This is a genomic window from Pseudoalteromonas sp. C2R02 (genome assembly GCF_018860845.1).
Taxonomy (GTDB): Bacteria; Pseudomonadota; Gammaproteobacteria; order Enterobacterales; family Alteromonadaceae; genus Pseudoalteromonas.
Genome location: NZ_JAHKQC010000055.1, coordinates 55,003 through 72,483, shown reverse-complemented (window position 1 = coordinate 72,483; position 17,481 = coordinate 55,003). Strand labels below are relative to the sequence as shown.

At 36.5% G+C, this 17,481-nt stretch carries 10 protein-coding genes; 6 read left to right on the top strand and 4 right to left on the bottom strand.

Features of this window, described 5'->3' with window-relative positions; all coding sequences use genetic code 11:
• Positions 1–168 precede the first annotated feature (168 nt).
• Together rpmE and KO527_RS24990 are read left to right on the top strand one after the other, a co-directional pair.
• Positions 169–381 carry a 50S ribosomal protein L31 gene (gene rpmE / locus KO527_RS24995; RefSeq protein WP_042152579.1) on the top strand — a complete coding sequence of 71 codons (213 nt, stop codon included), beginning with the start codon at positions 169–171 and terminating at the stop codon, positions 379–381.
• 696 nt (positions 382–1,077) lie between these two features.
• The gene (locus KO527_RS24990; RefSeq protein WP_216042959.1) at positions 1,078–2,322 is read left to right on the top strand and encodes a malic enzyme-like NAD(P)-binding protein; all 1,245 of its coding nucleotides are present in this window, start codon (positions 1,078–1,080) and stop codon (positions 2,320–2,322) included.
• Between the two features lie 96 nt (positions 2,323–2,418).
• Here the strand turns inward: KO527_RS24990 and uvrA are convergent, their stop codons facing one another.
• Positions 2,419–5,253, bottom strand: a complete 2,835-nt coding sequence (gene uvrA, locus KO527_RS24985) for an excinuclease ABC subunit UvrA (RefSeq protein ID WP_216042958.1) — start codon at positions 5,251–5,253, stop codon at positions 2,419–2,421.
• 243 nt (positions 5,254–5,496) lie between these two features.
• Here uvrA and KO527_RS24980 point away from each other — a divergent pair, with 243 nt between their 5' ends.
• A complete protein-coding gene (locus tag KO527_RS24980; protein WP_216042957.1) occupies positions 5,497–6,861 on the top strand; it encodes an MFS transporter in 1,365 nt (454 codons plus the stop codon).
• 226 nt (positions 6,862–7,087) lie between these two features.
• Positions 7,088–7,777 carry a single-stranded DNA-binding protein gene (ssb, locus tag KO527_RS24975; protein WP_216042956.1) on the top strand — a complete coding sequence of 230 codons (690 nt, stop codon included), beginning with the start codon at positions 7,088–7,090 and terminating at the stop codon, positions 7,775–7,777.
• An 82-nt stretch (positions 7,778–7,859) separates the two neighbouring features.
• On the opposite strand, the gene KO527_RS24970 is transcribed toward ssb, so the two are convergent.
• Together KO527_RS24970 and KO527_RS24965 are read right to left on the bottom strand one after the other, a co-directional pair.
• Positions 7,860–8,738 carry a TIGR03899 family protein gene (locus KO527_RS24970; RefSeq protein ID WP_216042955.1) on the bottom strand — a complete coding sequence of 293 codons (879 nt, stop codon included), beginning with the start codon at positions 8,736–8,738 and terminating at the stop codon, positions 7,860–7,862.
• Positions 8,728–9,273: an SRPBCC family protein gene (locus KO527_RS24965; protein WP_216042954.1), complete on the bottom strand. Its 546-nt coding sequence runs from the start codon at positions 9,271–9,273 to the stop codon at positions 8,728–8,730. The genes KO527_RS24970 and KO527_RS24965 overlap by 11 nt, the downstream gene beginning before the upstream one ends.
• A gap of 275 nt (positions 9,274–9,548) precedes the next feature.
• On the opposite strand from KO527_RS24965, the gene KO527_RS24960 reads away from it, so the two are divergent.
• A complete protein-coding gene (locus KO527_RS24960; protein WP_216042953.1) occupies positions 9,549–11,753 on the top strand; it encodes an EAL domain-containing protein in 2,205 nt (734 codons plus the stop codon).
• 131 nt (positions 11,754–11,884) lie between these two features.
• Positions 11,885–14,113 (top strand): YgiQ family radical SAM protein, encoded by a 2,229-nt coding sequence (locus KO527_RS24955; RefSeq protein ID WP_216042952.1) that lies wholly within the window; start codon positions 11,885–11,887, stop codon positions 14,111–14,113.
• A gap of 364 nt (positions 14,114–14,477) precedes the next feature.
• On the opposite strand, the gene KO527_RS24950 is transcribed toward KO527_RS24955, so the two are convergent.
• The gene (locus KO527_RS24950; protein ID WP_216042951.1) at positions 14,478–17,267 is read right to left on the bottom strand and encodes a prolyl oligopeptidase family serine peptidase; all 2,790 of its coding nucleotides are present in this window, start codon (positions 17,265–17,267) and stop codon (positions 14,478–14,480) included.
• Between the last annotated feature and the right edge of the window lie 214 nt (positions 17,268–17,481).

Here is a 17,481-nt window from a genome sequence, read left to right as displayed (position 1 = left end):
TCAAATATATTGCTTATAGATATAATTAATAATGCTTGAAGATCTTGGGTGATTTGTCTAAAATACGCGCCCTAACTTATCAATCAATGATTGATGTATAAATTAACAACGTATGGTACCAGACTTCGGGTTTGGAGAGCGATGCGGCCTTAACTGAGGTTTTCCAAAATGAAAAAAGATATCCATCCTAAGTACGAAACAATCAATGCAACTTGTTCATGTGGTAACAAATTTGAAATGAACTCAACTTTGTGTAAAGACATCCATTTAGATATCTGTGGTAAATGTCACCCTTTCTACACTGGTAACCAACGTGTTATCGATACAGGTGGTCGTGTTGATCGCTTCAACAAGCGTTTCGGTAGCCTTAGCAGCAAGTAATTGTCGCTTTAAGCAGAAAAAAGCACCTAAGGGTGCTTTTTTTGTGCCTGAAATTTATTAACTTCATCTATATCTACTATCCTTTTAGCAAAAATGATCGGGCAAATAACACACCTCAGCCTGAGAGATATGAGAAATATAATCAGAGCTTTTTCTATCTTCGGAAATATTTCTTCTTTTATGTTTTAAAAATTCAATTTTACAGGGTATTTGTGGTGCTTGATGAAACCGATAAATGAATATTTTTGCAGTGTTTTTGAAAGAATAACTTATCTAAAAAATTCATGGTTCGGCTGTTATTTATACTTACAGTTAAACTTTGTAGTTAAAATACGTTAAATTGCAGGTAAAGTATGAGTTACTTTGGTTTTCTATTTTAATATAAATATTTGTTTTTTTAGTTATAAGTAATCTGTTTTTTATGTCTAAAAGTTGTTATTTTTGCTTGTTTTATAATCTCTTTTACAATATTAAGACTTGGCATTAAAAATGGATTGCTTTTAAGTTCAGGGAAAAGTGGTCTAACTTCTGTTAAAGTTACCGCTAAAATTAAAGTTATAAAAATTCATGATGAACAGTTCGTTTTTTACTTGAATTTAAAAATAATATGCGTATTGTTATATTTAGTGGCTTAACCTAGTCGCGACTGTTTTTATCTCTCACACTTTTAATTTCTTAGCAGGAAAAACTCACATCATGTCAGACTTCAAAGAACAAGCTTTAAAATACCACGCCGAACCCGTTCCCGGTAAAATCAGTATTGAATTAACAAAACCAGCAGAAACAGTAAATGACCTTGCATTGGCTTATAGCCCAGGTGTTGCAGAGCCGGTAAGAGAAATAGCAGCAGATCCTGATAATGCATATAAATACACAGCTAAAGGTAACATGGTTGCTGTTATTTCTAATGGTACTGCTATTTTAGGTTTAGGTAACTTAGGACCACTTGCATCAAAACCAGTAATGGAAGGTAAATCACTTTTATTTAAGCGCTTTGCTAATTTAGATTCTATTGATATTGAAGTAAAACATAGAACAACAGAAGACTTTATTAATACAGTTGAAAACATCGCCGATACTTTTGGTGGCATTAATTTAGAAGACATTAAAGCACCTGAGTGTTTTGAAATTGAAAAAGCATTAATTGAACGTTGTAGTATTCCAGTATTTCATGATGATCAACACGGTACTGCAATTGTAACAGCTGCAGGCATGTTAAATGCGTTAGAAGTGCAAGGTAAAAGTATACATGATGCATTGATTGTATGTTTGGGTGCCGGTGCAGCCGCGATTGCATGTATGGAATTATTAATAAAATGTGGCGCACAGCGTGAGCACATTTACATGTTAGATCGTAAAGGCGTAATTCATACTCGTCGTGATGATTTAAATGAATATAAGCTGTTATTTGCAAACAATACTGATAAACGTACATTACAAGACGTGATTGCTGAAGCGGACGTATTTGTAGGTGTATCAGGCCCTAATTTATTATCAGCAGATGATCTTAAATTAATGGCTGATAAGCCTGTGGTATTTGCATGTTCAAATCCAGATCCTGAAATAAAACCAGAATTAGCACATGAATCTAGAAATGATTTAATTATGGCTACAGGTCGCTCAGATTACCCTAATCAGGTTAATAATGTTTTATGTTTCCCATTTATTTTCCGCGGTGCGTTAGATGTACGTGCTAGTAAAATTAATGATGAAATGAAAATTGCTGCAGTACACGCAATAAGAGATATCGCAAAAGAGCCTGTTTCAAAAGAAGTATTAAAAGCAGCGGGTGTTGATTCATTAGAGTTTGGCGCAGACTACATTATACCTAAACCAATGGACCCACGTTTATTACCTCGTGTTGCTTTAGCGGTAGCACAAGCTGCTATAGATTCTGGTGTGGCACAATTGCCATTACCAATTAATTATATGCAAGACTAATTATTAGCTATAACTATATTACTAATATGAAAAAAGGGTGATTTGAATTATTCAAATCACCCTTTTTTGTTTACCTCACCGTTTAGAAAACGATGACTAATTTAACAATGGCTTCAAGTAGTGCCCAGTAAATGATTTTTTATGAGCTGCAACTTCTTCAGGTGTACCTGATACTAAAATTTCACCGCCTCCAGAGCCTCCTTCTGGGCCTAGATCTACAATCCAGTCAGCTGTTTTTATAACATCTAAGTTATGCTCAATCACAACCATAGTATTACCGTGGTCACGTAATCTGTGTAAAACAGCTAATAGTTGCTGAATATCATGAAAATGTAAGCCTGTTGTAGGCTCATCTAAAATGTATAAGGTTTTACCTGTATCACGTTTAGATAACTCTTTTGCTAGTTTAACCCTTTGCGCTTCACCACCAGAGAGCGTGATAGCTGATTGTCCTAAGCGAATATACGATAAACCGACATCAATTAATGTTTTTAACTTTCGCGCTACTGCAGGGATTTTATCAAAGTAGGTGTAAGCATCTTCAACTGTCATATCTAATACTTGGTGAATGTTTTTACCTTTATATAAAATTTCTAAGGTTTCACGGTTATATCTTTGTGACTTACACACATCACAAGGTACATAAACGTCAGGTAAAAAGTGCATTTCTACTTTGATCATGCCATCGCCCTGACAAGCTTCACAGCGACCACCTTTTACATTAAAGCTAAATCGACCGACTTTATAGCCGCGTGAACGTGCTTCTTGTGTGCCTGCAAATAATTCGCGTATTGCAGTAAATATGCCTGTGTAAGTTGCAGGATTAGAGCGTGGTGTTCTGCCTATTGGGCTTTGATTGATATCAATGACTTTATCAAAATGCTCTAGGCCTTTTATAGCTTTATGAGCTGATGGTTCAGCAGTTGTTGCGCCGTTAAGTTCGGTATGGGCTAATTTATACAAGGTATCATTGATCAAAGTGGATTTACCTGATCCTGATACCCCAGTAACACAAGTCATTAAGCCGAATGGTATGCGTAAATCGACATTTTTTAAGTTATTTCCACTTGCACCTAACAGCTCTAACCATTTTCCGTCAGGACCGTTATCACATTGATGGCGTTTTTTAGGCACTGCAATTTCTTTTTCACCAGATAAGTATTGCCCGGTGACTGATTCTTTACAGCTAACAATATCTTCATATTGACCTTCAGCGATCACATAACCACCATGAACACCTGCTCCTGGGCCAATATCAATAATATGATCGGCACAACGAATAGCGTCTTCATCATGTTCTACAACAATAACTGTATTACCTAAATCACGTAAATAAGTCAGGGTTTTAAGCAATCTATCATTATCTCTTTGATGTAAACCTATCGATGGTTCATCTAATACATACATCACGCCAACTAAGCCTGCGCCAATTTGGCTGGCTAAACGAATACGTTGTGCTTCACCGCCTGATAAAGTTTCTGCACTGCGTTCAAGTGATAAATACGTTAAACCAACATTCACTAAAAAAGATAATCTGTCTTTGATCTCTTTGAGTATTTTATCGGCGATTTGGCCTTTTTGGCCTGTCAGTTTTAAGTTATCAAAAAATGTAGTGGCTTCACCTATGCTCATACTGGTGATGTCAGGTAAATTAGTTTCGCCTATAAATACGTTTCTTGCTTCTTCTTTTAAACGGGCGCCTGAACAGCTTGGACAATCTTGATTGGTTTGATATTTCGCGAGCTCTTCACGAACAGAAGTTGATTCGGTTTCAATATAACGGCGACTCATATTATTAAGCACACCTTCAAAAACATGTTTACGTACTACAATATCACCGCGATCGTTACAGTATTTGAATTCTATTTCTTTTTTACCTGAACCAGTTAAAACCACTTTTTGTACTGATTTTGGTAAATCTTTAAAAGGCGTTTCAACATCAAATTCATAATGTTCTGCGACTGCTTGCAGCATTTGAAAGTAATAAAAGCTGCGTTTGTCCCAACCTCGGATCGCACCGCCTGCAAGGCTAAGTTCTGCATTTTGTACGACACGGTCAGGATCAAAAAATTGCTTAACACCTAATCCATCACAAGTTTGACATGCACCAGCCGGATTATTAAATGAAAATAATCTAGGCTCTAATTCTGTCATGGCATAACCACAACTAGGACAAGCAAAGTTAGCTGAAAAAATAATGTGTTTTTTATCGGGTTCATCCATAAAGGCGATATGAGCAACACCATTTGATAAAGCCAGTGCTGATTCAAATGATTCAGCCAAACGAAGTTGTAAACCGTCTTTCACTTTTAATCTATCAACAACCACCTCGATTGAATGTTTTTTATGGAGTTCTAATGTAGGCGGATCTGATAAATCACAGACTTCCCCATCAATTCTTGCACGAATAAAGCCTTGCGCAGCAAGTTGCTCTAGTAATTTTACATGCTCACCTTTACGCTCTTTAACAACAGGAGCAAGCAACATGACTTTAGTGCCTTCTTCTAGCTCTAAAACATGATCAACCATTTGGCTGATAGTTTGTGCCGTTAAAGGTAAGCTATGTGTCGGACAGCGAGGCTCGCCAACACGGGCAAATAAAAGACGTAAATAATCGTATATTTCTGTGATGGTACCCACAGTTGAACGTGGATTATGTGATGTTGATTTTTGTTCTATAGAAATAGCAGGCGATAAACCTTCAATATGATCTACATCTGGTTTTTCCATCAAAGATAAAAATTGACGCGCGTAAGCTGATAGAGACTCAACATAACGACGTTGGCCTTCGGCATATAAAGTATCAAAAGCAAGAGATGACTTACCTGAACCCGATAAACCTGTGATAACTATTAATTTATCTCGAGGAATGGTTAGGCTGATGTCTTTTAGGTTGTGGGTTCTTGCGCCTCTAACGTCTATTTGGTCCATGCTATCGCTTTTAACTTTTATTAATCTTAAAGTGAGTATCTCACAATTAATCAAGAAACCTAACTTAAATTTACGCTTTTAGTGGATATTTATACAGTTGTTTTGTTTTTGCAGTTTTATGACATTTGAAGTGTTGAGATCAAACTTTTGTCAACAGCATTTTGATCCGTTTTGAATATCTGTGTTAAACTGCCCGCAATTAATCTCCCCCTATTTATTTTATAAATAAGTGTTAAAAATAATATGAGCTCATCTTCCCTTAATGCGTTAGAAAAACGTACCGCAGTGACATTGGCCAGCGTATTTGCGTTTCGCATGTTAGGTTTATTCATGCTAATGCCTGTTTTGGCTATTTATGGTCAAGATCTAGAGGGCTTTTCGCCTTTATGGATAGGTTTAGCGATTGGTGCTTATGGTTTAACACAAGCTTTATTACAAGTGCCTATGGGCTGGCTATCAGATAAGTTTGGCCGTAAACGGGTGATTGTGTCAGGTTTAGTATTATTTGCTATCGGTTCATTGATTGCTGCAATGGCAGAATCTATTTATATGGTAACGCTTGGGCGTGCTTTGCAAGGTATGGGCGCAATAGCCAGTACAGTATTGGCTTTAGCAGCCGATTTGAGCCGTGACGAACAAAGACCAAAAGTAATGGCTGTGATAGGTATGTGCATTGGGCTAAGCTTTGCATTTGCGATGTTATTAGGGCCAATAGTCGCAAGCTCTTACGGTGTGAGCGGTATATTTTGGTTAACGGCAGTATTAGCATTAGCGGGTATCGTGATTGTATTAACATTAGTACCAACAGCTGTTAATCGTGCACCAAAAGGTGAAACATCAGCAGTATTTGATGATATTAAAAAAATTGTAAAAAACCCACAGTTAGCGCGTTTAGATGTTGGCGTAATGATATTACACCTTACTTTAACTGCGATGTTTGTTGTATTACCAAGCCAACTTATCGCTGACGGTTTGGGTGCTGAGCAACATTGGCAGTTGTATATACCAGTATTATTTTTAGCTTTCTTTTTAATGGTGCCTATAATGATTATCGCCATTAAAAAAGAAAAAGAAAAACAAGCCTTCATAGGTTCTATTGCACTTATGGTTGCCAGCTTAATGACATTAACTTTAGTCTCTGAATCGTCTTGGGGCATAGCTGCCTGTATGTTAGGTTATTTTGTTGCTTTTAATTATTTAGAAGCGACAATGCCAGCTATGGTCTCTCGTATGGCACCTGCAAACCAAAAAGGCTCTGCGATGGGCGTGTTTTCATCGGGACAATTTTTTGGCGCATTTTTAGGTGGGATTTTAGGAGGATTGATTGCTTCTTTTGATTCTGCGCAATCAGTATTTGCCGCGGCGGCCTTGGTTGGGGTAATATGGCTGGCTATCGCTTCAGGTATGGTAATTCCACCGAGAAGTAAATTAGTTAATTTATTAACTGAAATAGATACAGAACAACAAGCGCAAGAGTTAGCTGCACGTTTAGTGGCATTAAAAGGTGTAGTTGAAGCAACGGTTGTTTTAGAAGAGAATAGAACATATTTAAAGGTTAAAGATAAAGAGTTTGACCTTGAACAAGCACGAGAAATCGTTGCTGCTTAATTAATTATACCCAAGCCACTTCAAGATGCGAGTTTCAGGACTTCTGAGTTACTCAGGAGACCCTAGAAGTTTGGTTTAGAAACGTTTTATACTGTGTTATTGATTTTAAAAAGGGAGTAACCATTCTCTGCAATCAATGCCTTGTCTAAAACGTTTCTAACTCCAACTGAATTCTGCATCTTGAAATGGTTTGGGTATATGAAACCAAATAAAAGGAGAGTACTTAATGGCTCGCGGTGTAAATAAAGTAATACTGGTTGGTAATTTAGGCCAAGATCCAGAAGTAAGATATATGCCAAATGGCGGTGCAGTTGCAAACATCACTTTAGCAACAGCAGACAGCTACAAAGATAAAAACACAGGCCAAATGGTTGATAAAACTGAATGGCATCGTGTTGTATTTTTTGGCAAGCTAGCTGAAATCGTTGGCGAATACTTACGTAAAGGCTCTCAAGTTTATGTTGAAGGTAAATTACAAACTCGTAAATGGCAAGATCAGCAAGGCCAAGATAAATACACAACAGAAGTAGTTGTAGATCAGTTTAGTGGTCAAATGCAAATGCTTGGTGGTCGTAATGATGGCGCACAAGCTGGTGGCGGCGGTTTCCAAAAACCTGCACAACAGCAGCAAGGCGGCTACCAAAAACAACCACAACAACAAGGTGGTTTTAACCAAGGTCAATCACAAGGTCAGCAAGGTGGATTTGCTCCACAACAGCAATCTGCACCAGCACAACAAGGTGGTTTTAACCAACCACAGCAGTCTGCACCAGCGCAACAAGGTGGTTTTGCACCACAACAGCAGTCTGCACCAGCACCACAAGGTGGTGGTTTTGCACCTAAACCTCAAAATCCAGGCAGTGCTTCAGCACCTATGGAACCGCCAATTGATTTTGATGACGATATTCCATTCTAGGCTAAAATTTATATCTTAGAGAATAAAAAAAACCAGCTTAATAGCTGGTTTTTTTATTCTGAAATTTATATTTGGATTAGCATTATTTCCAACTGAATTCAAAATCTCTGGCGAATATCGATTCTAATTGCTGTTTAAATTGATTATTTATACTGGTATTGGATAACTGGGTTAGCTCGTTGCCTGTTTGTGTTAACTTATAATAATTGAGTACTAAACCTGAGGTTTTTGCTTTTAAAGTTAACTCGATATTCTTAAAATTAAGTTTATATTCATCACCAAATTTTAATTCTGCAGATTCTATTTCTTGCCCATAAATAATATCAATATCTATTAAAGTCAAAATATCAGGGAAGTTTAACCCGGCTTTACTTAAATTTAAGTGAGATTTGTTTTGTAAACGTAAAAAGCTAAATAACGATGGTTTTTTGTAATAACCTAATAAAATCAGGCTGCCGTTATCTATTGGGCTACGGGCACTTAAGCTACTACAAAGCTGTAATGAGCTGGCTTCTTTTTGCGTCATTTGCTTTAAGGTTAATAAGCTTTTATAAGAAAAAGTGCCGGGTTTGGTGGTTTCACCCATCATTATTTTAGCCCAGAGTTTTTGCATTTTTTTGTTGGAACTATCTTCTGCCAGGCTAATAAAGCGCTCAACCCAGTCAGGGTCGGGTTCTTGTTCTGCGCTTGTTTGAGGGCAGTACTCTAAAGCGAGTGCCATAATAGATTCAATATTTTGCTGTTTTCGAAGTAGTGCAAGTCTTTGTCTTTTTTGTGCCCTTTGTTGCAAAGAATCACTCATATCAAAAGTATATTTAGGTGCAACACCATGGCGATCAGCTATTTTATTTTCTTGTTTGAGCAAAGGTTGTATCGGTTCACTTCTATGAACCTCAGTACCGAGTTTCTTTTTAATAATAAACGATAAGTTATCACTTATTGTTGATACTTTAAGTTGCATTTTGTGAGTCGCTTTTTATTGCTGAATTCATTTCTGTTTGGCTTTTTATATTTTTTAAACCTAACTCTAGCGTAGGTGATATTACATATTTTATTAGCAATACTTGATAACCAGCAATAATAGCTGCGTGGTTATTTCCTGTTATTTTCCAAGTTACTTGTGTGCTCGCTTTCTCTTTTTTAAAATTAAAAGAAGACGTTGCTAAATGTTCGTTATTAAAAATAATATTATAGTGTACGCTTGAACTATTAACCTGAGTAACTGTTAACTCTCCACGACCAGATTGACCTGACCAAGCTAGGTTTGCGCCAACACCTTGAGTTTTTGTACCTAAGGTGGTTTTAAATGAAGGGTCGATTACTTCCCATGGAGACCAAGTGGGCCATAGCTTAAAATCATTTACCCAATATTGAATAGCTTGCGGTGCTGCATTAATGTTAATGCTTTTTTTAATGTTATAGTGTGTTGGTAAAAATAAGCCAATAATAATTAAGCTTAATAAAAAAATAAAAGCGTATTTAAGTAGTCGTTTCATTAAGCCTCTTTGTTGCTTATGAGCTCTAGTTTAATAAATTATAAAATTTTATTTGTTATATATTCAATGTATTAAAATCCCATATTAAATGAAGTTAAACAAAAATGGTTTGTTATGCAATTGATATTAATTGTTTGAGCACTACATTTTTTTATGATTTATCAACTATAATGATTGAGGGATATTTAGCGCTTCCAAATATCTATATTAATAGTATTATAACAATAAACATAACTTTCACATTTATGTAAATATTTCTTCATTATTGAGGTGACATGACCGAAGCAGACCATGATGACTTCCTGTTTTTACAAGAGGATGAGCCTGAACAAGAAATTCAGCACACTGAATTTTGGGATGTGCTTATAGTTGATGATGATTCTGAAATACATTCAGTGACACAACTGGCGCTGTCTGGTGTTTTGTTTTGGGATAAACCCTTAAGATTCTCTCATGCATATTCAGGTAAAGAGGCGATTGACTTCTTATCTAAAAACCACAATATAGCTGTAGTTTTGCTTGATGTTGTTATGGAAAGTGACGACGCAGGTTTAAATGCAGTTAAACATATTCGTGAAACCCTTAAAAACAATAATATTCGTATCATTTTAAGAACAGGGCAACCTGGTTATGCGCCTGAAGAGCAGGTCATACGTGAATACGATATCAATGACTATAAAACAAAAACAGAATTAACACGTAGTAAACTTGTAACTTCTTTAGTGGCTGCTATTCGCTCATATGAGCAACTTCGTCAATTAGAGCAGCAAAGTCTTGGGCTAGAAAAAGTTATTTCAGCTTCAAAATCAATTCTTGGTATTACAGATATTCATGATTTTTCAAATGCCGTAGTAACACAGTTGGCTGATATTTTAGACTGCCCTGCGTTAGGTGTTTTGTGTGCTAAAACAAATAATGAGTTGCTTATATTAGGTGGTAGTTCAGAGTATCAAGGCTCAGTGGGGCTAGGTATTGAACAGCTGGATAATGGTCGTGCCATACATCAAATTCAAAATTGTATAACACACAGAAAACTGCAAATAACCGAGTTTGATATTACCTTTATATTAAATGCAAATGAACAGCAGTCAGCCGTTTTTCTTGAACTTACAAACCCGCCATCTCAAGCACAATTACAGTTTGCAGAAATATTTTTAACTAATGTAGATGTTGGCTTTGATAATATAAAACTTTTCAATAGTTTGAGAAATTCTGCATTTAAAGATGCATTAACGGGTTTATCTAACAGAACAGATTTTGTTGATAAAGTATCAACCTATGCAACTGATCAAGGACAAAGTAACCGTTTATTTTTGATTGATATTTCACAGTTTTCAGATATTAATAATGGTTTAGGGCAAGACATAGGTAATTTATTATTGAAATCTGTTGTTACTAGATTACAAGAAGAATTACCAGATGCGAGTTTATTATCGCGAATCGGTGCTGATGTATTTGCAGTAGTTATCGATAAATCTCTATTAGAGCCTGAACGATTAAATGAACTATTACATGCACCTTTAAGAGCGGGTGAGCATTTATTACCGATAGATTTTACATTTGGTATTTGTGATGGTGAGCACTTTAATAAAAGCGGTTTGCAAACATTAAAAAGCGCTTATATTGCACTGAATTTAGCAAAAACCAAATCTCAAAATAATTATGAGTTTTACCTTCCTGAAATGGAAGAAAAAATGACATGGCGATTAGGTATTATTCGTCAGTTAAGACAAGACTTCGCTGATAATAAATTGAAAGTATGGTATCAACCACAAATTGATTTTAAAAATTTAAAAATGATAGGTTGCGAGGCTTTATTACGTTGGCCTGCCAGCGATGGTAGCTTTATTTCTCCAGCTGTTTTTGTGCCGCTAGCGGAAGATGCGGGAATGATAGTTGAAATAGGTCAATGGGTACTTGAACAAGCCTGTATGCAGCAAAAACAGCTAGAATCCGAAGGTTATAGAGTAAGAATGGCTGTTAATGTATCGGTGCCTCAGTTTAGGAACCCTAACTATGTGCAACAAGTAAAAGATACCTTAGATAAATATGGTGTTGATCCTAGCTGTTTAGAGCTTGAAGTAACTGAAAGCGTTGTAATGGATGATCCTCAAGCTGTGATCAACGTGTTAACTGAATTAAAAGATTATGGTATTGAGATTGCGATAGATGATTTTGGTACAGGATTTTCGTCTTTAAGTTACTTGCAAAAATTGCCTATCAGCCGCATTAAAATAGATCGCGCTTTTGTAAAAGATATCCCTGAAAAAGATGCCGGTGCAATTGCTGAACTGATTGTTTCTTTAGGTAAAAAAATGAACCTAAAAACCATAGCTGAAGGCATAGAAACACAAGACCAAGCTAATTATCTTATAAATTTAGGTTGTGATGAAGCACAGGGCTTTATGTATTCAAAACCTTTACCAGCACAAGAGCTAATTGAATTTGTAAAATGTAATGGCATAAATCTCGATAGCTAACTTAAACCCCTCTAATCAGTTATTTAAAATATTGAGCAGAGTTGATAATTGCCTGCTTAATATTTAAACAATTCACCTTAGCGTTAAACTCGTGTATAATCCGCACCCTTTGCATTTACTAGAGTCATTGAATGATAGCTTTATCGCCACATAGCGGACTTTTCTCTTATCCAAAATATTGGGCTGAGTGTTACGATACATCGCCTTTTTTACCGACTACACGCGCTGAAATGGACGCGTTAGGCTGGGATAGCTGTGACATTATAGTGGTTACTGGTGATGCTTATGTAGATCATCCAAGCTTTGGTATGGCAGTAATAGGCCGAGTTTTAGAGGCGCAAGGCTTTAGAGTTGGTATTATTTCTCAGCCTGATTGGTCAAATAAAAACGCCTTTATGGAATTAGGTAAACCAAATCTATTTTATGGTGTGACTGCGGGTAATATGGATTCAATGATCAATCGTTATACTGCTGAAAAGCGTATGAGACATGATGATGCTTACACACCTGATAATGTGGGTGGAAAACGCCCAGACCGTGCCGTATTGGTTTATAGCCAAAGATGTAAAGAAGCATATAAAGATGTGCCTGTCGTAATTGGTGGTATTGAGGCGAGTTTACGCCGTATTGCTCATTTTGATTATTGGTCTGAAAAAGTACGTCGTAGTGTTATTTTTGATGCTAAAGCAGATATTCTAGTTTACGGTAATGCTGAGCGTCCTTTAGTTGAAATAGCCCATAGAATAGCAAATGGTGAAGCGCCATCCCAAATCCATAATGTACGTGGTACAGCTGTTATTCGTAAAGAGCCTTTGCCGGGTTGGCGTGGTTCTGATTCAACAGCAATCGATAAAATTGGTAAAATAGATCCGATCCCAAACCCTTATGGTGCTGATGATGTTGGCTGTGATAAATCAGAGTTTAAGCAAGCTGGTATAGATTTAGCTGAAGAAGCAGCAAAACCTATCATGGTGCAGCCTCATAAAACAAAAAAAGAACGTCAAAAGCCATGGGAAAATACCTATGTTAAGCTGCCTGCTTTTGAACAAGTAAGTGTTAATAAACCTTTATATGCACATGCTTCTCGTATTTTGCATCAAGAAACAAACTCTGGTTGTGCAAGAGCATTATTTCAACGTCACGGTGATCGCCATATTTGGGTAAATCCGCCTGCGATCCCACTTGAAACTGAAGAAATGGATCACGTATTTGATTTACCTTATCAACGCGTACCTCACCCAAGCTATGGTGATAAAAAGATTCCAGCGTTTGATATGATCAAAACTTCTGTAAATATTATGCGTGGTTGTTTTGGTGGCTGTTCTTTCTGTTCTATTACGGAGCATGAAGGGCGTGTTATTCAAAGTCGCTCTGAAGAATCTATCATAAATGAAATTGAACAGATCAGAGATAAAGTACCTGGTTTTACTGGTGTCATTTCTGACTTAGGCGGTCCAACCGCTAACATGTACAAATTAAGATGTAAGAGCAAAAAAGCCGAGAGTACGTGTCGCCGTTTATCTTGTGTTTTCCCTGACATTTGTAAGCATATGGATACGGATCATAGCCCAACAATATCGCTTTATAAAAAAGCACGTGAAGTTAAAGGTATTAAAAAGATCTTAATTGCATCAGGTGTGCGTTACGATCTAGCCATTGAAGATCCGCGTTATATTAAAGAGCTTGCAACACATCATGTAGGTGGTTATTTAAAAATTGCACCAGAGCATACTGAAGAAGGTCCATTATCTCGCATGATGAAACCTGGTATGGGCACATATGATAAATTCAAAGAGCTATTTGATAAATACTCTAAAGAAGCGGGTAAAAAGCAGTATTTGATCCCTTATTTTATATCTGCGCACCCAGGTACCACAGATAAAGATATGGTTAACTTGGCAATTTGGTTAAAGTCACAAAACTTTAAATTAGATCAAGTACAAAACTTTTATCCATCTCCTATGGCAAATGCAACAACCATTTACCATACAGAAATGAACTCGTTGCGTAATATTAAAAATAATAAAGACGAAGTGCCAGTACCTAAAGGCGCACGTCAGCGTCGCTTACATAAAGCAATTTTACGTTACCACGATCCATCTGGTTGGCCGATTATTCGTGAAGCGTTACGTAAAATGGGCATGGCTAATTTAATTGGTAAAGCACCGCAGCATTTAGTACCACCAGAATCGCGTGAAGAAAAACGAGGTTCGGCTAAAGGCAATGGCAAATATCAAAATGCTAAGCCAGGTGCAGCTAAAAAGGGCGGTCGTCCAGCTTTATCTCGCCATACAGGTTCTAGCCAGTTTAATACTGCTAATACTAAACCGCGTGTTGGCGGTAATAAAAAGCGTAAGTAATACCAATTGTATTAATTAACTTCCCATTCAGCGGGAGTTAAAAGCGCTTTAGACAAGGCAAATAATTGAAGTCATAGTTATTCTATTTCAAAATTATTTAACGCAGTATAAATCGCTTTTAAACCCGCCTTACAGGAGCCTCAGGGGATTTACACTTCGTTGTTATGTTATCTTTTAAGGGTATGACCATTACTGCGATAACATGCCTAGAATTGAAAACCCCCAAAGGCTCTGAGTGGGAACTTACTTAGTACAATTGGTATAATGTTTACAAAATATAAAAAGGCCGTGATTTAATAGTCACGGCCTTTTTGTTTATGCTAATTGAAGCTTATCTTTTAAGGTTAGCTTCAAGAATTAAGTGTTACTCTTCAATAAAAGCTTCGCCTTTTTGCATCCATACTGGAGCAGGTTTTCCTTTAAGGTGATGATCAAAATATTCCATCATACGAATTGAAAAATCGACCTGATTAGGGAATTTTTTTAAGTGATGAGGTTCACCTTCGTATTGTAAGAAGATCGCATCTTTGTCTGCTCTACGTAGCGCTAGGTAGTATTGAATGCCTTCTTGCCAAGGTACAGCGCCATCTTTATCACCAAACATGATCATAATAGGTGTATTAACTTTATCCGCAAAAAATACTGGTGAGTTTTCAATATAAAGTTTAGGTGCTTCAAATAAGTTTTTACCTATGCGGCTTTGGCCTGTTTCATACTGAAATTGACGTGCTAAACCAGATTTTAAACGTATACCACTATAAGCACTTGTCATATTAGATACTGGCGCACCTGAAACGACAGCTTTAAACATATCCGTTTGTGTCACCATAAACGCACTTTGGTAACCTGCCCATGAATGACCTTGTAAACCAATCTTATCTGGATCTGCGATGCCTAAATCAATTAGTTTTTGTGCAGCATTGATCATGGTTTTAGTTGAAGAGCGGCCTGGATGCCCAACTTCAAAACGGATATCAGGTAAAAATATCGCATAACCATTAGAAGTGAACATAGGGAAGTTAGGCCTATGGTTTAACTCCATTTTAGGGAAGTCATACATGCGTTGACTCATATAACGGTAAAAGTAGATAACAACAGGTAGCTTATCGCCTTTTTTGTAACCTGCAGGCTTAATTAATACACCTTGAAGGTCTTCACCATCCCAACCTTTATAGCTAACAAGTTCAGGTTTTTGAGCCCAATCAAAGTTTTTCATTTGTGGGTTTAGTTTCGTAACTTGTTGTTTGTTTTTAAAGTTAGCATCAGTTTGCCAAATATCAGGGAATTGATGGTAACTTTGCTGAGTAAATAATAATTTATCGGCGTGTTTTGCTTTTTTGATTAAATCAAAACGGCTTTGACCTGTTAGTACTTTCGTCAGTGAGTTGTCGCTCAAGTTTAACTTAGCAATTTCAGTTTGTTTATCTTGAAGGTTGATTGCTTTAACAAATACAGTATCACCCTTTTTAAAACCAACAGTTGTTTTATCAAGCTTGATAACACGATAACGGGTATTGCTTTTTGCGCCATCAGTTAAACGTGTTGCTTTCAATGAGCCAGTATCAAATGCCCAAATATCGTATTTATCATAAACTAAAACAGCGCTGCCATCGCTCATCCAGCCTGCAAAACCATAACCAGGCACTTCTGTAGGATAATCATGTTGATCATCAGCAAAACTGCTACGAATAGCTTGTGTTAGGTTGCTTAATTTAGCAGTTTTCATGTTTTTAAGCTGCACATGACCCTTATCAAAGTAAGCTGCAAAGCCGCCTTTTGGTGATAGCGTAGGCCTTGTGCGTGTATCTGATAAAATCTCTTTTCGCTTACCTGTATTGACATCAACCGCATAATAATCAGCAAAAAAACCTTCATACATGATGCGTTCTAGGTGTTTATTATTTGATTCACCTAATAATGCCAGTTTTTCTTTATGCAAATTTACATCATTCATATCAGGTGTCGCTAACTGAATGCTTTGTTTAGTTGATAAGTGGTAAACAGCTTGAAAATGACGGTTTTTATTGTCTTTATTCCAAGTTATTTGCTCTCTTGGTTTTATTTCTGCGTCATTATTGTGCCAAACTTTTAAGCCTTTTTGGTCACGAATCGTAGCGTAATCAGTTAAATCTTCAGCTGTTTTATATTTCTTTTTTTCGATTTTTTTAGCAAGTTCTGGGCGTGTTTTAAAGTAAAGTCTTTCACCTGTTTCAGACCAGCTAATATCGGCTGTTTTACCAATAAACCAGTTTTCTTTTGGCGTATTTACTTTAGCTAATTCACCTTGTTTATCATGCCAAATATAAAGTTGATATTCACGGCGACGTTTATCATCATTAATGTAGTTACCAGCAGTAAATGCAACACTAGCTTGCTCAGGATGCCAGCTTATTTTGCTTGCAACTATGCCCGGCTCACTCATAAGTGATGTTGCGTTATAATCTTTTGCTAAATCAATTAAAGATATTTGGTTTTTAACGCCATCTTTAACGACTTTGCTTACTAACATTTGTTGACTCGCATGACTAAAGCCATACGTTAAAATGTTATTTAAAGTGTGACTTGATTGATCTTTTAAGCTAACGATAACTAAGTTGTATGACGTGTCTTTTTTATCTGCTTTTATTGCAGACTTATCTTTTTTCTTGTCTGATGGCTTTTCTTTTGTATCAGATTCTTTATCTGTTTTTTTATCATCTGACTTTTCATCTAATCTGTAGGCTAGCCATAAACCATCATCAGATAATTTAAAGTCTTTTATATTTTCAAATTCAAATTTTTCAGCTGTATTCGCATTGATCAATGTCAGTGAATTTTTAAGCTGTTTTTTTTCTTTTTTTGAAGCACTTTCACTTTTTAATAAGCTCGGTTTTACTGTAAAAGCCACCCAGCTAGCGTTTTTATTTATAACAGGTTTAGTGCCCATAGGCACTTGGCTTAACAGATCATTGTTTACAAGGTTATATACTTGGCCTTGAGCATTACCACGGTAAGGCGTTGCAGATAGCGCTAAAATTTTACCATTTTCAGATAACTGCTGAGACTTAGCATATTTAAAATCAAATACATCATTAAATTGTAGAGCTTCTTGAGCGTGAACGGGTGTTGTTGCTAGAACAATGGCGCTCGCGACGATAGAGAGGAGACGTTTCATAAATTAAATTCAAAACTATTAATGTGTTTAAGGTGAACCTATTGTAAACATTCAACAAGTGAGGTCGAGCGAAAATGAGTTGAATTGAATACAAATGAGATGAATCGATAGAGAAAAGATATTAAATTGAGAGCAATTTGATGATTATTTAATAAATGCTGATTTAATAAGAGTGTGAAATTATGCCCACTAGAATGTAGGCATATTTATTGAA

Excerpts from the sequence above, each read along its gene's own strand:
- rpmE (WP_042152579.1), top strand. The coding sequence starts at position 169 with ATGAAAAAAGATATCCATCCTAAGTACGAAACAATCAATGCAACTTGT.
- KO527_RS24990 (WP_216042959.1), top strand. The coding sequence starts at position 1,078 with ATGTCAGACTTCAAAGAACAAGCTTTAAAATACCACGCCGAACCCGTT.
- uvrA (WP_216042958.1), bottom strand. The coding sequence starts at position 5,253 with ATGGACCAAATAGACGTTAGAGGCGCAAGAACCCACAACCTAAAAGAC.
- KO527_RS24980 (WP_216042957.1), top strand. The coding sequence starts at position 5,497 with ATGAGCTCATCTTCCCTTAATGCGTTAGAAAAACGTACCGCAGTGACA.
- ssb (WP_216042956.1), top strand. The coding sequence starts at position 7,088 with ATGGCTCGCGGTGTAAATAAAGTAATACTGGTTGGTAATTTAGGCCAA.
- KO527_RS24970 (WP_216042955.1), bottom strand. The coding sequence starts at position 8,738 with ATGCAACTTAAAGTATCAACAATAAGTGATAACTTATCGTTTATTATT.
- KO527_RS24965 (WP_216042954.1), bottom strand. The coding sequence starts at position 9,273 with ATGAAACGACTACTTAAATACGCTTTTATTTTTTTATTAAGCTTAATT.
- KO527_RS24960 (WP_216042953.1), top strand. The coding sequence starts at position 9,549 with ATGACCGAAGCAGACCATGATGACTTCCTGTTTTTACAAGAGGATGAG.
- KO527_RS24955 (WP_216042952.1), top strand. The coding sequence starts at position 11,885 with ATGATAGCTTTATCGCCACATAGCGGACTTTTCTCTTATCCAAAATAT.
- KO527_RS24950 (WP_216042951.1), bottom strand. The coding sequence starts at position 17,267 with ATGAAACGTCTCCTCTCTATCGTCGCGAGCGCCATTGTTCTAGCAACA.